Source organism: Streptomyces sp. 7-21 (assembly GCF_016741785.1).
Lineage (GTDB): Bacteria > Actinomycetota > Actinomycetes > Streptomycetales > Streptomycetaceae > Streptomyces.
Genome location: NZ_JAERRL010000002.1, coordinates 413,550 through 428,584 on the forward strand (window position 1 = coordinate 413,550; position 15,035 = coordinate 428,584).

Below are 15,035 nucleotides of genomic sequence, written 5' to 3' on the forward strand. Positions count from 1 at the left end.
CCACCGCCTGGCCCCGCCCGTCACGGTCCTCACCAGCCCGGCACGCACCGTCACACCCAGCCGCTAGTGTGTGGACTGTCCGAGACGGCGCCCGCTCCCGCGAGCGCGCCCGTCCACCACCGTCCACTGAACCGGGGCCCGCACCTCGATGTCCGTGCACAGCCAGCAAGCGGCACAGCAGCAGGCCGCCCATCCCGAATTCCCGCAGCACGTCGTCACCGCCGTGCTCGTCTCCCACGACGGTGAACGCTGGCTCCCCGAGGTGCTCGCCGGCCTGCTCGGCCAGACCCGCCCCGTGCAGGACGTGATCGCTGCTGACACCGGCAGCGCGGACAACTCCGCCACCCTCGTCACCGAGGCGTTCGGCGCCGAGCGCGTGCTCCACCTCGCCCGCCGCACCGGCTTCGGCGCCGCTGTCGCCGAGGCTGCCCGCACCGCACCGGTCCTCACCCCCGACGACCTGCCCTACCTGAAGCGCCCGGGCGCCTGGGACCCCGTGACGCGGCGCTGGGACACCAGCACCTACGACCTCCCCGAACTCCCCTTCGGTGAACCGGTGCACTGGCTCTGGCTGCTTCACGACGACTCCGCGCCGGAGCCCGACGCCCTCGCCCAGCTGCTGCGCCAGGCCGACGCCAGCCCCTCCGCCGCCATCATCGGCGCCAAGCTGCGCGGCTGGTACGACCGCCGCCAGCTGCTGGAGGTCGGCGTCTCCCTGGCCAACAGCGGCCGGCGCTGGACCGGCCTGGACCGGCGCGAGCAGGACCAGGGCCAGCACGACCAGGTCCGGCCCGTCCTGGCCGTGTCGACCGCGGGCATGCTCATCCGCCGCGACGTCTTCGAGCAGCTCGGCGGCTTCGACACGCGGCTGCCCCTGATGCGGGACGACGTCGACCTGTGCTGGCGCGCCCAGGCCGCGGGCCACACCGTGCTCGTCGCCCCCGGCGCCGTGCTGCACCACGCCGAGGCCGCCTCCCGCGAGCGCCGCTCCATCGACTGCGCGGGCCGCCTCGGCGGCAGCCCGCACCGCGTCGACAAGGCCGCCGCCGCCTACACCCTCCTGGTCAACACCCCCGGCCGCGCGCTGCCCTGGGTCGTCTTCCGGCTCATCTTCGGCACGCTGCTGCGCGTCCTCGCCTATCTCGTCGGCAAGCTGCCCGGCCGCGCCCTCGACGAGGCGGGCGGACTGCTCACCGCGCTGCTGCGCCCGGGCCGGGTGCTCGGCGGGCGCAGACGCCGCGCCCGCACCAGGGACGCCTCCGTCAAACGCGGCGACCTGCGCCCGCTCTTCCCCCCGGCCGGCGCCACCATCCGCGCCACCGTCGAACAGGTCGTCAGCAACTTCGCGGGCCGCTCCGATCCCGCCTCCGCCTCCGCGGGCCGCCACGGCGCCGTCGAATCCGGGCCCACGGACGAGGAAGCCGAGGACTTCCACGTCGAGCAGTTCGCGCGCGCCAAGCGCCTGGCCCGCAAGCCCGGCCCCATGCTCTTCCTGGGCCTGCTCCTCATCACGCTGCTCGCCAGCCGCGACCTGCTCGGCGGCGGCTCCCTGACCGGCGGCGCCCTGCTGCCCGCGCCTTCGGGCGCGGGGGAGCTGTGGGACCGGGTGTTCTCCACCTGGCAGGATGTCGGCACCGGCGGTGACCAGTCGGCGCCGCCCTACCTGGGGTTCCTCGCGCTGCTGTCCACCCTCCTGTTCGGCGACCCCGACCTCGCCGTCACCCTGCTGCTCGTCGGCTCCGTCCCGCTCGCCGGCGCCAGCGCCTACTTCAGCTCCCGCCCGCTGGTCATGTCGCGGCTGCTGCGTGCCTGGGCCAGCGTGGCGTACGCCCTGCTTCCCGCCGTCACCGGCGCGCTGGCCTCCGGCCGCCTCGGCACCGCCGTGCTTGCCGTGCTGCTGCCGCCGCTCGCCCGCGCCGCCGTCGCCGCCACCGGGTACCCGACGGGCGGCAAGGGCTCGTGGCGCGCGGCCTGGGCCAGCGCCCTGCTGCTCACGGTGGTGACGGCCTTCACCCCGGTGATCTGGCCGCTGGCCGTGGCGCTGGGCGGCTGCGTGGTCGTCTTCCCGCTCCGCGCGGGCGGCGCGCTGGTCAAGGCGAAGGCGCTGCGCGTGGCCGCCGTGGTCCTGACCCCCGTCGTGCTGCTGCTGCCGTGGTCGCTGTCGGTGCTGTTCAGCCCCGGCGAGTTCGTGCGGGAGCCGGGCCTGCCGTTCCCGACCGCCGACGCCAGCGCCGTCGGACTGCTGCACATCAACCCCGGCGGGCCGGGCACGCCCGGCGCCTGGCTGCTGGCCGGCCTGGTGCTCGCCGCCCTCGCCGCGCTGCTGCGCCGCGAGCGGCGCCTGGCCATCACCACGGCCTGGGCCGCCGCACTCGCGGGCCTGCTGCTGGCCGTCTGGTCCGACGGCGACGGCTGGGCCGGGCCCGCCACGCTGGTCTACGGCCTGGCGCTGCTGTGCGCCGCGGTGCTCGGTGCGGACGGCGCCCGGTACCGCGTCGCCGCCCAGAGCTTCGGCTGGCGCCAGCCCGCCGCCGTCGCCATCGCGGGCGCCGCCGCCGCGGGGCCGCTGCTGGCCGCGGCCGGCTGGGTGCTCAGCGGCGCCGACGGCCCGCTGGAGCGCGGCAGCGACGTGCAGGTGCCTGCGTTCGTCGCCGAGGAGAGCGCCACGCGGGACCAGGCGCGCACGCTCGTGCTGCACGCCACCGGGGAGTCCGGCCGGACCGCCAGCGTCTCGTACGCGCTGGTCAGGGGCGCGGGTGCCCGGCTCGGCGACGCCGACCTCGCTGGCCTGGTCGGCGAGGACACCTCGCTGAGCCAGGCCGTCGGCGACCTCGTCGCGGGCTCCGGCGCGGACCAGAGCGCGGCCCTGGCGCGGTACGCCATTGGCTACGTCCTGGTCCAGGACGGCTCGCCCCGCCAGCTGCACCAGGTGCTCGACACCACGCCGGGGCTCCAGCGGCTCAGCCAGGAAGACGGCAGCGCGCTGTGGCGCGTCGAGCAGGAGACGGCGCGTGCCGTGATCCTCCCGCCCGAGGACTCCGGTGCCGAGCCGGAGCCCGTGCCGTCCGGGCCGGTCGAGGTGCACGCTGATATCCCTGAGGGGCCCGAGGGCCGCACCCTCAGCCTCGCGGAGTCCGCCTCCGACCGGTGGCACGCCACCCTCGACGGCGAGCCGCTCACGCCCGTGACGCTCGACGGCTGGGCCCAGGGCTTCGAGCTGCCGGCCTCCGGCGGGCGGCTGGACCTCACCTACGAGACGCCCGCCACCCACACGCTGTGGATCTGGGCCCAGGGCTTCGGGCTGCTCGTGCTGACGATCCTGGCGCTGCCGGGCCGGCGGGTGCTGGTGGACGACATGCCCGACGCCGAGCCCGTGACCGACGCACCGCAGGGCCGCCGCGCCCGGCGGCTGGCCGCCGCCACGGCGGCCGGGGCAGCCGGTGCCGCCGGGGCGGGGAAGGCGCCGGAGCCGCCGGAGCCGCCCGCCACCGCCGAGTCCGCTGACGCCCCTGAGGCCCCCGGATCACCGCCGCCCCCGCCGCCCGGCCCGGTGCCGGTTCCGGAGCAGGCGCCGGCGCCCGACGCGGAGGAGTGGGCCTATCAGGACCAGGGGCAGGGCTACCCGGCCGGCGGCTACCCGCAGCAGCCGTACCAGGATCCCTACCCTCACGGCTACGGTCAGGATGGCTACGCCCCATACCCGCAGGACTACCCGCCACAGGCGCCGGCCGGGTACGAGGGCGGCCAGCAGCCCATCCCCGGCCAGCAGGACGGCGGCGCGTGGGACGGCCAGAGCTACGCCGCCCCCTATGACTATCCGGCTGACTACGGCGACGGGAGCAACCAGCGGTGAACCGTCCGACGATGTCCCTGCTCGCCGCGGCGGGCTCCCTCGTGGCGCTGGCGGGCCTGGCCTCGGCGACCGGCGGCGACGGGCAGGAGCGCAACGAGAGCCTGGCCGGCAGCGAGCCGAGCCCTGTGGTGCGGACCGAGCTGGTCTGCCCGCGCGCGACGACCGCCGAGTCGGCGAGGACGGACTACACAGCCTTCACCCCGGTGCCGGCCAGCCCTGCCGAGCGGGGCGGTGAGCGGGAGCCTGGCAGCGCGCAGCTGCTGCCCGTCCCCGAGCACGTGCCCGACCCCGGCACCGGTGACGACGGCAGCGACGACGGCGACGACGGCGACGGCAACGGCAACGGCAACAGTGGCGAGGAGAACGGCTCCGAGCAGGACGCGGAGCCGGACGCCGAGCCGGTCGTCCCCCTCGAGGAGCCCGGCGCGCCGGCCACCGCCACCACCCGGGACGCCGACGCCCCCGCCCTGACCGGCATCGCCGACGGCGCCCTCGCTCCCGGCTGGACCGTGCAGCAGAGCACCCTGACCAACGCCGCGCTCGGCGGCGACCTGCTGGGTACCGCCTGCCAGCGGCCCGGCACCGAATTCTGGTTCCCCGGCGCCAGCACGGCCGAGTCCCGGCAGGACTACGTCCACCTCACCAACCCCGACGACGCCTCCACCGTCGTCGACATCGAGCTGTACGGCCCGGAGGGCCGCATCGAGGCCGAGGCCGGCATGGGCATCACCCTCCCCGCCGCCTCCTCCGTCCCCGTGCGCCTGTCCACGCTCACGGACGAGGAGACCGACACCCTCGCCGTGCACGTCACCGCCCGTACCGGCCGGATCGGCGCGCAGATCGAGGCGTCCGACGACGATCTCGGCGCCGACTGGCTCCCCCCTGCCGCGACGCACGGCTCGGGCGCCCTCGTCCTCCCCGGCATCCCCGCCGACGCCGAGAGCGTCCAGCTCACCGCCTTCACCTCCGGCGATGAGGACGTCACCCTGAACGTCGGCCTCGCCGGGCCCTCCGGCACGATCGTCCCCGCGGGCAACGAGACCCTCACCGTCCCCTCCGGCGCCGCCGTCACCGCAGACCTCGGCGCCCTCACCCAGGGCGAGGCCGGCTCCCTGGTGCTCACACCCGCCGAGGGCTCGGGCAGCGGCATGGTCGCCGCTGCCCTCCTGGTCACCCGCGGCCCCAGTGACGGCCCGAGCGACATGGCCTTCATCCCTGCCACCGCCCCGCTCACCGGCCGCGCCAGCGCCGCGGGCAACACGGCGGACGGCACCGGACTGACGCTCACCGCGCCGCACGAGGCGGCCGAGGTCGAGATCACCTTCTCCGCCGGCGCCGACGGCGGCGAGCCCGTCACCGAGCGGTACACCGTCGAGGCCGGGACCTCCCTGGCCGTCACCCCCGACCTGCCCGGCTCCACCGAGGGCCGCTACGGCCTGACCATCAGGTCGCTGGAGGGCACGCCGGTCTACGCGGCCCGCGCCCTGACCTCCGGCGAGGACGCCGAGGACGACCCCGCGTTCACCGTCCAGACGCTCCCGGACGACCAGTCCGCCGTCACGGTGCCGCCCACCGGCCAGGACCTGTCCATCCTCACCGGCTGACCAACCGCACGGGCCGGTCAGTCCTCGCCGTACGTCGGGTCGACGGACTCCGGCGCGAGCCCCAGCAGCTCCGCTGTCTGCTCGACCACAACCTCGTGCACCAGGCGGGCGCACTCCTCGCGGTCGCGGCACCGCAGCTCCACCGGGCGCCGGTACACCAGGATCTGGTCCGGGCGGCGCCCGCCGCCCCGCACCACGCCGCCGAGCGGCACGCCGTCGTCCTCCGCGCCGCGCGGCAGCCACGGCACCTCCTGCACGGTGAACACCACGCCGGCCAGCTCCGGCAGCCGCCGCCGCAGCTGCTCCGCGGAGTCGTGCACCAGGGAGTCGAAGGTGTCGGCCCGGCTCACCGCCAGCGGCACCTGCGGCGGTGCCACGGGGCCGCGCATGCCCCTGCCGTGCCGGTCCCGGTGCCGCAGGCGGCCATCCGGGACGGACACTGCCGGGGGGACGCTGCTCGGGTTGTCCATCGACTCTGACCATAGATGACCCGGCCGCGGGCAACGAGCCGCGGCCGGGATCAGCCCGGCAAAAGCGGACAGCCCGCCTCCTGCCGGACGACACGGCGGGCTGAGCAGGCCGTGAGTCGTCGCGGCCCGCTCAGGAGTGCGGTACGGTCCAACGTCGTGAGCCCCGTACGTCGCTGTTCGCGCACCGCTTGCGGCCGCCCCGCCGTCGCGACGCTGACGTATGTCTACGCCGACTCGACCGCGGTCCTCGGTCCCCTCGCGACTTACGCGGAGCCGCACTGCTACGACCTGTGCGCGGAGCACTCCGAACGCCTCACCGCCCCCCGCGGCTGGGAGGTGGTCAGGCTGGCCGTCGACACCACGACCGCCCGGCCGGCCGGCGACGACCTCGAAGCGCTCGCCGACGCCGTCCGCGAGGCGGCCCGGCCGCCCGCCAGGCAGGAACCCCGGCGCGGCAATTCCGCCCCGGCACGCCGCGGCGCCGACCCCATAGAGGTGGCGCGCCGGGCCCACCTCAGGATTCTGCGGTCCCCCGAGCCGTAACACGCGGCCGGTACATTGGGCGCCGTCGCACACCCGTGCGCACCGGATCGACTCGCCCTCTCATCGAACCCAGACGACCTCAGACAAAGGGGTGGCTGTGCCGGATCTGTCGCAGATCGTGAAGGCATACGACGTGCGCGGCGTCGTACCCGACCAGTGGGACGAGGGCCTCGCCGAACTCTTCGGCGCCGCCTTCGCGGAAATCACCCAGGCCAGCGCCGTGGTCATCGGCCACGACATGCGGCCCTCGTCCCCTGGCCTGGCGCGCGCGTTCGGACGCGGCGCCGCCTCACGCGGCGCCGACGTCACCGAGATCGGCCTGTGCTCCACCGACCAGCTCTACTACGCCAGCGGTGCGCTGTCGCTGCCCGGCGCCATGTTCACCGCCAGCCACAACCCCGCCCAGTACAACGGCATCAAGATGTGCCGGGCGGGCGCCGCTCCCATCGGCCAGGACAGCGGCCTGGCCGACATCCGCCGGCTCGTCGAGGAGTGGTCCGCCTCGGGCGCCCCCGCCCCGGTGGCCAGCCCCGGCACCGTCAGCCAGCGCGACGTCCTCGCGGACTACGCCAGCCACCTGCGCTCGCTCGTCGACCTCACCGCGATCCGCCCGCTGAAGGTCGTCGTCGACGCGGGCAACGGCATGGGCGGCCACACGGTCCCCACCGTCTTCGAGGGCCTGCCCATCGAGCTCGACCCCCTCTACTTCGAGCTCGACGGCACGTTCCCCAACCACGAGGCCAACCCGATCGACCCGGCCAACATCACCGATCTCCAGGACCGCGTCCGCGCCACCCGCGCCGACATCGGCCTCGCCTTCGACGGCGACGCCGACCGCTGCTTCGTTGTCGACGAACGCGGCGAGCCCGTCTCGCCCTCCGCGATCACCGCGCTCGTCGCCGCCCGCGAACTCGCCAAAAAGCCCGGCGCCACCATCATCCACAACCTCATCACCTCCTGGTCGGTGCCGGAGGTTGTCAAGGAGAACGGCGGCACACCGGTGCGCACCCGCGTCGGCCACTCGTTCATCAAGGCCGAGATGGCCCGCACCGGCGCCGTCTTCGGTGGCGAGCACTCCGCCCACTACTACTTCCGCGACTTCTGGAACGCCGACACCGGCATGCTGGCCGCCCTCCACGTCCTCGCCGCCCTCGGCGGCCAGGACCGGCCGCTGTCCGAACTCGTCGCCGCCTACGACCGCTACGCCGCCTCCGGCGAGATCAACAGCCGCGTCGACGACCAGGCCGGCCGCACCCAGGCCGTCAAGGACGCCTTCGCCGACCGCCCCGGCGTCACCCTCGACGAGCTCGACGGCCTGACCGTCACCGCCGGCGACTGGTGGTTCAACCTCCGCCCCTCCAACACCGAGCCGCTGCTCCGCCTCAATGTCGAGGCGCGCGACGACGCCACCGCCGCCGCGATCCGCGACGAGGTACTGGCGATCATCCGGGCGTCCTGACACCCCCTGCGGGTAGGGTGACCGATCAGGACACACGACCCGCAGGAGGACCCTCATGCCGCTCGTCGAAGCAGCGCTTCTGGACATCCTGGCCTGCCCGGCGTGCCACGCTCCCCTGCGCGAGGAGGGCGAGGAGCTGGTCTGCACGGCCGACACCTGCGGCCTCGCCTACCCCGTCAGGGACGGCATCCCGGTACTGCTCCAGGACGAGGCCCGCCGCCCCTCATGATCGACGAAGCGCTGCTCGACGAGCCCGGCGCGCTGTCGGAAGCGGACCCGGGCGGCCTGCTGCCGGCGGTCGCCGCCGCGGGCGCCCAGGTCCGCACCTCGGCCCGCGCCGCCCTCGAATCCGACCTGCGCCGCCTCACCCCCGAGGGCCGCCCCCGCGCCATAGTGCTCGCCGGCCCGGGCCCCGACGTGCCGCTGGCCGCCGGGCTGCTGCGCGCCCTCACCGATGACGCCGTGCCCGTCACCCGGCTGACTCCCGCCGGCGCGCTCGCCGTGCCCGGCGCGCTGACGTGGCCGCTGCCCACCTGGGCCGGCCCCGTCGACCTGCTGCTGCTCAGCTCCGCGGACGGCACCGAGCCCGGCCTGACGCTGCTGGTCGAGACCGCGTACCGCAGGGGCTGTGTCCTGGCCGCCGTCGCCCCCGAGGGTTCCCCGCTGGCCGAGGCCACCGCCCGCCGCCGCGGCCTGGTGCTGCCGTTCGCCACCGTGCCGCACGTCGAGCCTCCGGCGCATCCGGCCGCGCCCGGGCCGTACTGGTCACACCTCACGCCGCTGCTGCTGCTCGGCGACCGCCTCGGCCTGTTCCCGGACGGCGCCGCCGACGGCCCGGCCACCGACGCCCTGGCCGACCGGCTCGACGAGCTGGCCGCACGTTGCGGGCCCGCCGTGCCGACCCAGCGCAACCCGGCGAAGACCCTCGCCACCGAACTGGCCGAGGCGCTGCCCGTGCTGTGGAGCGAGGGGCCGCTGGCGCATGCCGCCGCGTACCACGCCGCCGCGACCCTCACCGCCCTACCCGGGCTCGCCGCCCAGGCCGCCGCGCTGCCCGAGGCGCTGACCGCCCACGGTGCGCTGCTGCGCGCCGCGCGCCGGTCACGTGACGATGACCTGTTCCGCGACCGGGTCGAGGAACCACCGTCCCTCCGCCCCCGCGTCCTGCTGCTGCGCAGTCCGCTGGGGCACCCCGACGGGCCCGCCGCCAGCGCCGTCAGCGCGGCCCGCGACCTGGCCGCGCAGTGCGGCGCCGCCCTCGGCGAAATCGCCGCGACCGAGCCAGGCGGGCCGCTGCCCACGGCGGCCGAACTGCTCGCGCCGCTCGACTACGCGTCCGCCTACCTCGCGCTCACCACGGCCGCGAGGCCCTGACAGCTCCGCCCGCCCCGACCCGCTGGACCAAGCCGCCACCATGGAACGCCTCATCAACACCGTCCGCCCCTACGCCTGGGGCTCGACCACCGCCATCCCCGAGCTGCTCGGCACCGAGCCGACCGGTCAGCCGCAGGCCGAGCTGTGGCTGGGGGCCCACCCGGGCGCACCCTCCCGCCTCGACCGCGGCGAGGAGACCGTGTCCCTCGCGGCGGTGATCGAGGCCGACCCGGAGGGGGAGCTGGGCGCCGACGCCGTGCGCAGCTTCGGCCCCCGCCTGCCGTTCCTCCTGAAGGTCCTCGCCGCCGCGTCTCCCCTCTCCCTCCAGGTCCACCCCGACCGGGAGCAGGCCCGGGCCGGCTTCGCCGACGAGGAGGCGCGCGGCGTTCCCCGCGACGCGCCCCACCGCAACTACAAGGACCCCCACCACAAGCCCGAGCTGATCTGCGCCCTGACGCCGTTCGACGGCCTGTGCGGCTTCCGTCCCCCGCAGGAGGCGGCCGACCTCCTCGAGGGCCTCGGCGTCGGCCAGCTCAAGCCGTATGCCGACCTGCTGCGCGCCCACCCCGGGGGCGAGGCGCTCAAGGAAACCCTCACTGCCGTGCTCACGGCCGACCCCGAGCCGATGGCCGCGGCGGTTGAGCAGGCCGCCCGCGCGGCCGCCCGGCTCGGCACCCCCGCGCCCGGCGAGCCCGAGGGCCGGTTCACCGCCTCCTACGCGGCGTACGCGGGCATCGCCCGCCACTACCCGGGCGACCCGGGGGTCATCGCGGCCATGCTGCTCAACTATGTCCGCCTGGCGCCCGGCGAGGCGCTGTACCTGGGCGCCGGGGTGCAGCACGCCTACCTCAGCGGCCTCGGCGTGGAGATCATGGCCAACTCGGACAACGTCCTGCGCTGCGGCCTGACTCCCAAGCACGTGGACGTCCCGGAGCTGCTGCGCATCGTCCGCTTCGAAGCCACCGACCCCGGCGTGCTGCGCCCCGAGCCCGGCCCCGGCGGCGAGGAGATCTACCGGGCGCCCATCGACGAGTTCCGCCTCTCGCGCCAGAACCTCGCCGACGGTGACGCCCCTCACCACTACGACGCCCGGGCCGCGCAGATCCTGCTGTGCACCGACGGCCGCGTCCGCCTCACCGACGTCGACTCGGGGCGCGAACTGCTGCTGGAACGCGGCCAGTCGGCCTACGTCAGGGCGGGGGAGCGGGTCTCCGCCAGCGGCGCGGGCACGCTCTTCCGGGCCACGGTGGCGCTGTAGAACGCGCCGCGGCACCGGGTGTAGATTCGAGGGCCGAGTCAGACGTCGTTGCTGATGGCAGTCGGGCGGGCGAGGGCCTGCCCGGCCGAGGGGAAAGAAGGCCCTCCGACGGACTGGGACGCCGCAGGGGCACCCGTGCCGCACCGCGCCGCCGTGCCCGTGGCCCGTACTGTCCGCGCACGCTCACTCGCTTCAGGAGCAGCCGTCATGACCGACTTCAAGGTCGCCGACCTCTCCCTCGCCGACTTCGGCCGCAAGGAGATCACCCTCGCCGAGCACGAGATGCCCGGCCTGATGGCCATCCGTGAGGAGTACGCCGCCCAGCAGCCCCTCGCCGGGGCCCGCATCACCGGCTCCCTCCACATGACGGTCCAGACCGCCGTGCTCATCGAGACGCTCGTCGCGCTCGGTGCCCGGGTCCGCTGGGCCTCGTGCAACATCTTCTCGACCCAGGACCACGCCGCCGCCGCCATCGCCGCCGCGGGCATCCCCGTCTTCGCCTGGAAGGGCGAGACGCTGGAGGAGTACTGGTGGTGCACCGAGCAGGCCCTGACCTGGCCGGACTCGCCCACCGGCGGCCCGACCATGATCCTCGACGACGGCGGCGACGCCACCCTGCTGGTGCACAAGGGCGTCGAGTACGAAAAGAACGGTGAGGTGCCCGACCCCGCCACCGCGGAGAGCGAGGAGGAGGCGGTCATCCTCCGGCTGCTCGCCCGCACCCTGTCCGAGAACCCGCAGAAGTGGACCAGGGTGGCCGCCGAGATCCGCGGCGTCACCGAGGAGACCACGACCGGCGTGCACCGCCTGTACGAGAGGCAGCGCAACGGCTCGCTGCTCTTCCCCGCCATCAACGTCAACGACTCGGTCACCAAGTCCAAGTTCGACAACAAGTACGGCTGCCGCCACTCCCTCATCGACGGCATCAACCGCGCCACCGACGTCCTCATCGGCGGCAAGACCGCCGTGGTCTGCGGCTACGGCGACGTCGGCAAGGGCTGCGCCGAGTCGCTGCGCGGCCAGGGGGCGCGCGTCATCGTCACCGAGATCGACCCCATCTGCGCGCTCCAGGCCGCGATGGACGGCTACCAGGTCGCCCGGATCGAGGACGTCGTCGAGACCGCCGACATCTTCGTCACGGCCACCGGCAACCGCGACGTGATCACGGCCGAGCACATGTCGCGTATGAAGCACCAGGCGATCGTTGGCAACATCGGCCACTTCGACAACGAGATCGACATGGCGGGCCTCGCCAAGGTCCCCGGCATCGTCAAGGACGAGGTCAAGCCGCAGGTCCACACCTGGACCTTCCCCGACGGGCACAGCATCATCGTGCTCTCCGAGGGCCGCCTGCTGAACCTGGGGAACGCGACCGGCCACCCGTCGTTCGTGATGTCCAACAGCTTCGCGAACCAGACGATCGCCCAGATCGAGATCTACACCAAGACCAGCGACTACCCGCTGGGCGTCTACACGCTGCCCAAGCACCTGGACGAGAAGGTGGCCCGCCTCCACCTCGACGCGCTCGGCGCGAAGCTCACCGAGCTGACCCCCGAGCAGGCCGCCTACATCGGCGTGCCGGTCGAGGGCCCGTACAAGCCGGACCACTACCGCTACTGACGGGACCGGCTCCGCCCGGCCCGGTGGCTGCGCCGGGCCGGACGCAGCGTCATCCGCCATGCCACGCGGCCTGTACCTGCTCAGCGATCCCGAGACCGGTGAACCGCTCGGCGACGAACGCTTCCAGTGCGCCCCCGGCCCCACCGGCTGGCGCTACGTTTCCCACCGCACGGCGCCCGACGGCGGCCCGGCCGGTTCCGTCGACCTCACACTCGACGACCTCGGCCGCCCGCTCCGCCTCGAACTGCGCGCCGGCGGCTGGCGGGTCCGCGGCGGAACCCTCGACGGGCTGACCTGGGTCCGGATGCCGGAGGAGGGACCGCGGCAGAGACCGGACGGCGGCGCTGGCGGTGCCGCCAGCGCCGGTCAGGAGGGGCACGCCGCGGCGCACGCGTTCGCCGGCGCCTCGCCCGCGTTCCTCGTGGCGGCAGCCCGGCTGCTCCGCCTCAGCCCCGGCGGGGAAGCCCGGCGGCTGCGGGTGGTCGGCTTCGCGCCGCCCGTGCTCGCCCCCCGCACCCGCGACGAGTCATGGCTGCTGCACAGCCGGGACGAGCATCCGACGCCGAGCGGCCCGCTGCCAGTGGACCACTACCGTGTGGACGACCTGGAGACCGGCGAGCGGCGCGAGGTCCATCTGGCCGGCGATGTGGTGCTCGCCGCGCCCGGGATCGAGCTGGAAGAGCTGGACTCCCCGCCCACGTTCTTCCCGGTCACGACGGGGGAGTGAAACCGCTGCCGCTCTGCGCCGGCCGCGCCCGGTAGGCGGGCTCGGGAGCAGCCCCGGAAACGGCGCCGGGCGGCGGGGGAGGGGCCGCAGCCACGGCCGCGGCCGTCCCCGGCCGGCCGTGCCCGGGAGCGCCCGCCGGCCCGAAGACCCGCAGCTCTTCGCGTCGCCGCCGTTCCCCCGCGAGCGCGGTCAGGTACGCGACGGGGTGGATGCCGGGCGGCGCGGGCGTGCCGGTGCGGGAGACCAGCTCCGCCGACAGCCTGGCGGCCGTCGGCCACACCAGCGCGGCGTCCATGCGCGGGATCCGGGCGAGGAACTGCCGCACGGCGAGCCACAGGCCCTCGGGGACCGCGGACAGATCGAGGCGGGCGAAGCGGTCGGCCAGCTCGGGCGGGGGCGGCGGCAGCGGCACGACCGGCTCCGCGGGGATGCGCTCGCGCACCACCAGCGTGCCGGCGAAGACGTCTCCCAGCCGCCGTCCCCGGGCGGATACCAGCGAGGCGACGCAGGCCACGGATCCCGCCGTCATCACGATCTCGATCAGCCCGATCGCCCCGCGCACGAACGCGTGGCGGAAGCGGATCGGCCCGCCGTCGTCGCGCACCACGCGCAGCCCGAACACGGCCTTCCCGGGCGAGCGGCCCTGGCTCAGCGTCTCGATGGCCACGGGCAGCCCCACCAGCATCAGCACCAGCAGCGCCACCTGCACGGCGGAGCTGACGGCGGTGCCGAGCGGCATGACAGAGCTCTGGAGCAGCACCGCAGCCAGCAGGTAGGCCGCGAAGACGATGACGAGATCGATCGCCAGGGCCATGGCGCGGCTCGGGACCCGGGCCGGCTGGAGCCCGAGCACCACCGCGTCGCCGGTGACGAGCTGAGTCATCCGTCGGGCCCCTCTTCCACGCCTGCGCTCACGCCTGGCCTCCGCTGGACAGTCTGTCACTGCAATCTGAGAAGCTCAGCACATGGATGTCGACGTCTTCGTCGCCGCGCACCGCGCGGAGTGGGACCGGCTCGACAGCCTGCTCGGCAGGCGGCGGCGGCTCAGCGGCGCCGAAGCGGACGAGCTGGTGGACCTCTACCAGCGCACCGCCACCCATCTGTCCCAGGTGCGGTCTTCGGCACCGGACCCGGTGGTGGTCAACCGGCTGACGACGCTGGTGGCGCGTGCCCGCAGCGCCGTAGTCGGCACGCGGAAGGCGACGTGGCGCGACGCGGTGCGATTCCTCACCGCCGGTTTCCCGGCCGCCTGCTACCGCACCCGCCGCTGGTGGGTGCCGACGGCGGTGGTGTGCACGCTGCTGATCGCGGTGATCGGCTGGTGGGTCGCCGCCAGCCCGGAGGTGCGGGCCTCGATCGCGGCGCCGGAGGAGCTGCGGGAGATGACGCGTCCCGGCGGCGCCTACGAGTCGTACTACTCCAGCAGTCCGGCGGCGGCCTTCTCCGCCCAGGTCTGGACGAACAACGCGCAGGTGGCGGGCATCTCGCTGGCGTTCGGCGCCCTGCTCGGCCTGCCCGTGCTGTGGGTGCTGCTGCAGAACGCGGTCAATGTGGGGGTGGGCGTGGGCCTGATGGCGTCGGCGGACCGGCTCGACGTCTTCCTGGGCCTGATCCTGCCGCACGGCCTGCTCGAGCTGACCGCCGTGTTCGTCGCGGCGGGCGTGGGCCTGCGGCTGGGCTGGACCGTGATCGACCCGGGGCGGCGCACGCGGCGGGCCGCGCTGGCCCAGGAAGGACGGGCCGCCCTAGGCATGGCCATCGGCCTGGCCCTGGTGCTGCTGGTGTCGGGAGTGATCGAGGGGTTCGTGACGCCTTCGGGCCTGCCGACGTGGGCGCGGATCGGCATCGGCGTCCTGGCGGAGCTGGCCTTCCTGGCGTACGTGTTCGTGCGGGGGAAGCGGGCGTACCAGGCGGGGGAGACGGGGGATGTGCTCGCGGCTGACCGCCCCGACGAGGTGCCTGTTGCCCCCTGATTCGGGCCGCCGGGAGCGGTCGGGATCCGGCTTGACGCAGTGGTGCCGGGTGCGTAATGTAGGTCGAGCGCTCGCAGCGGGCCGGTGGTGACCGGCTCAGCGGAGGCGTACTCCAGCCACTTCTCTATTGAAGTGGCACCCTCTTGTCTTGAGT

Annotated in this window: 12 protein-coding genes; 10 read left to right on the forward strand and 2 right to left on the reverse strand. The window is 74.8% G+C overall.

The features are described from left to right. Positions 1-148 precede the first annotated feature (148 nt). Complete coding sequence (locus tag JK356_RS04035; RefSeq protein WP_201866079.1) at positions 149-3,853, forward strand: glycosyltransferase; 3,705 nt, start codon at positions 149-151, stop codon at positions 3,851-3,853. Next, positions 3,850-5,457, forward strand: a complete 1,608-nt coding sequence (locus JK356_RS04040; protein ID WP_201866080.1) for a DUF5719 family protein — start codon at positions 3,850-3,852, stop codon at positions 5,455-5,457. The genes JK356_RS04035 and JK356_RS04040 overlap by 4 nt, the downstream gene beginning before the upstream one ends. A 17-nt stretch (positions 5,458-5,474) precedes the next feature. Here the strand turns inward: JK356_RS04040 and JK356_RS04045 are convergent, their stop codons facing one another. Next, entirely contained in the window at positions 5,475-5,846 is a 372-nt protein-coding gene (locus tag JK356_RS04045; RefSeq protein ID WP_374100600.1) for a metallopeptidase family protein, read from the reverse strand. Between the two features lie 192 nt (positions 5,847-6,038). On the opposite strand from JK356_RS04045, the gene JK356_RS21630 reads away from it, so the two are divergent. From JK356_RS21630 to JK356_RS04080, 7 genes are all read left to right on the forward strand, one after another. Beyond that, on the forward strand, positions 6,039-6,470 hold the full coding sequence (locus JK356_RS21630) for a DUF3499 domain-containing protein (RefSeq protein WP_307815386.1): 432 nt from the start codon (positions 6,039-6,041) through the stop codon (positions 6,468-6,470). A gap of 97 nt (positions 6,471-6,567) precedes the next feature. Continuing rightward, on the forward strand, positions 6,568-7,929 hold the full coding sequence (locus tag JK356_RS04055) for a phosphomannomutase/phosphoglucomutase (protein ID WP_201866083.1): 1,362 nt from the start codon (positions 6,568-6,570) through the stop codon (positions 7,927-7,929). 55 nt (positions 7,930-7,984) lie between these two features. Continuing rightward, positions 7,985-8,158: a Trm112 family protein gene (locus tag JK356_RS04060; protein WP_201866084.1), complete on the forward strand. Its 174-nt coding sequence runs from the start codon at positions 7,985-7,987 to the stop codon at positions 8,156-8,158. Next, positions 8,155-9,303, forward strand: coding sequence for an SIS domain-containing protein (locus JK356_RS04065; RefSeq protein ID WP_201866085.1), 1,149 nt, complete (start codon positions 8,155-8,157; stop codon positions 9,301-9,303). Before JK356_RS04060 ends, JK356_RS04065 begins: the two co-directional genes overlap by 4 nt. A gap of 40 nt (positions 9,304-9,343) precedes the next feature. Continuing rightward, a complete protein-coding gene (manA, locus tag JK356_RS04070) occupies positions 9,344-10,561 on the forward strand; it encodes a mannose-6-phosphate isomerase, class I (RefSeq protein ID WP_201866086.1) in 1,218 nt (405 codons plus the stop codon). Between the two features lie 207 nt (positions 10,562-10,768). Further along, positions 10,769-12,181: an adenosylhomocysteinase gene (ahcY, locus tag JK356_RS04075; RefSeq protein WP_201866087.1), complete on the forward strand. Its 1,413-nt coding sequence runs from the start codon at positions 10,769-10,771 to the stop codon at positions 12,179-12,181. 58 nt (positions 12,182-12,239) lie between these two features. Further along, complete coding sequence (locus tag JK356_RS04080; protein ID WP_201866088.1) at positions 12,240-12,908, forward strand: hypothetical protein; 669 nt, start codon at positions 12,240-12,242, stop codon at positions 12,906-12,908. On the opposite strand, the gene JK356_RS04085 is transcribed toward JK356_RS04080, so the two are convergent. Next, positions 12,892-13,791 (reverse strand): RDD family protein, encoded by a 900-nt coding sequence (locus JK356_RS04085; protein WP_201866089.1) that lies wholly within the window; start codon positions 13,789-13,791, stop codon positions 12,892-12,894. The genes JK356_RS04080 and JK356_RS04085 overlap by 17 nt on opposite strands. Positions 13,792-13,873: 82 nt before the next feature. Here JK356_RS04085 and JK356_RS04090 point away from each other — a divergent pair, with 82 nt between their 5' ends. Next, on the forward strand, positions 13,874-14,881 hold the full coding sequence (locus JK356_RS04090) for a stage II sporulation protein M (RefSeq protein WP_201866090.1): 1,008 nt from the start codon (positions 13,874-13,876) through the stop codon (positions 14,879-14,881). Positions 14,882-15,035 lie beyond the last annotated feature (154 nt).

Bases quoted from the DNA above. Each gene is read 5' to 3' on its own strand.
- JK356_RS04080 (WP_201866088.1), top strand. From the start codon at position 12,240: ATGCCACGCGGCCTGTACCTGCTCAGCGATCCCGAGACCGGTGAACCG.
- JK356_RS04065 (WP_201866085.1), top strand. From the start codon at position 8,155: ATGATCGACGAAGCGCTGCTCGACGAGCCCGGCGCGCTGTCGGAAGCG.
- JK356_RS04085 (WP_201866089.1), bottom strand. From the start codon at position 13,791: ATGACTCAGCTCGTCACCGGCGACGCGGTGGTGCTCGGGCTCCAGCCG.
- JK356_RS04035 (WP_201866079.1), top strand. From the start codon at position 149: ATGTCCGTGCACAGCCAGCAAGCGGCACAGCAGCAGGCCGCCCATCCC.
- JK356_RS04090 (WP_201866090.1), top strand. From the start codon at position 13,874: ATGGATGTCGACGTCTTCGTCGCCGCGCACCGCGCGGAGTGGGACCGG.
- JK356_RS04060 (WP_201866084.1), top strand. From the start codon at position 7,985: ATGCCGCTCGTCGAAGCAGCGCTTCTGGACATCCTGGCCTGCCCGGCG.
- manA (WP_201866086.1), top strand. From the start codon at position 9,344: ATGGAACGCCTCATCAACACCGTCCGCCCCTACGCCTGGGGCTCGACC.
- JK356_RS04045 (WP_374100600.1), bottom strand. From the start codon at position 5,846: ATGCGCGGCCCCGTGGCACCGCCGCAGGTGCCGCTGGCGGTGAGCCGG.
- ahcY (WP_201866087.1), top strand. From the start codon at position 10,769: ATGACCGACTTCAAGGTCGCCGACCTCTCCCTCGCCGACTTCGGCCGC.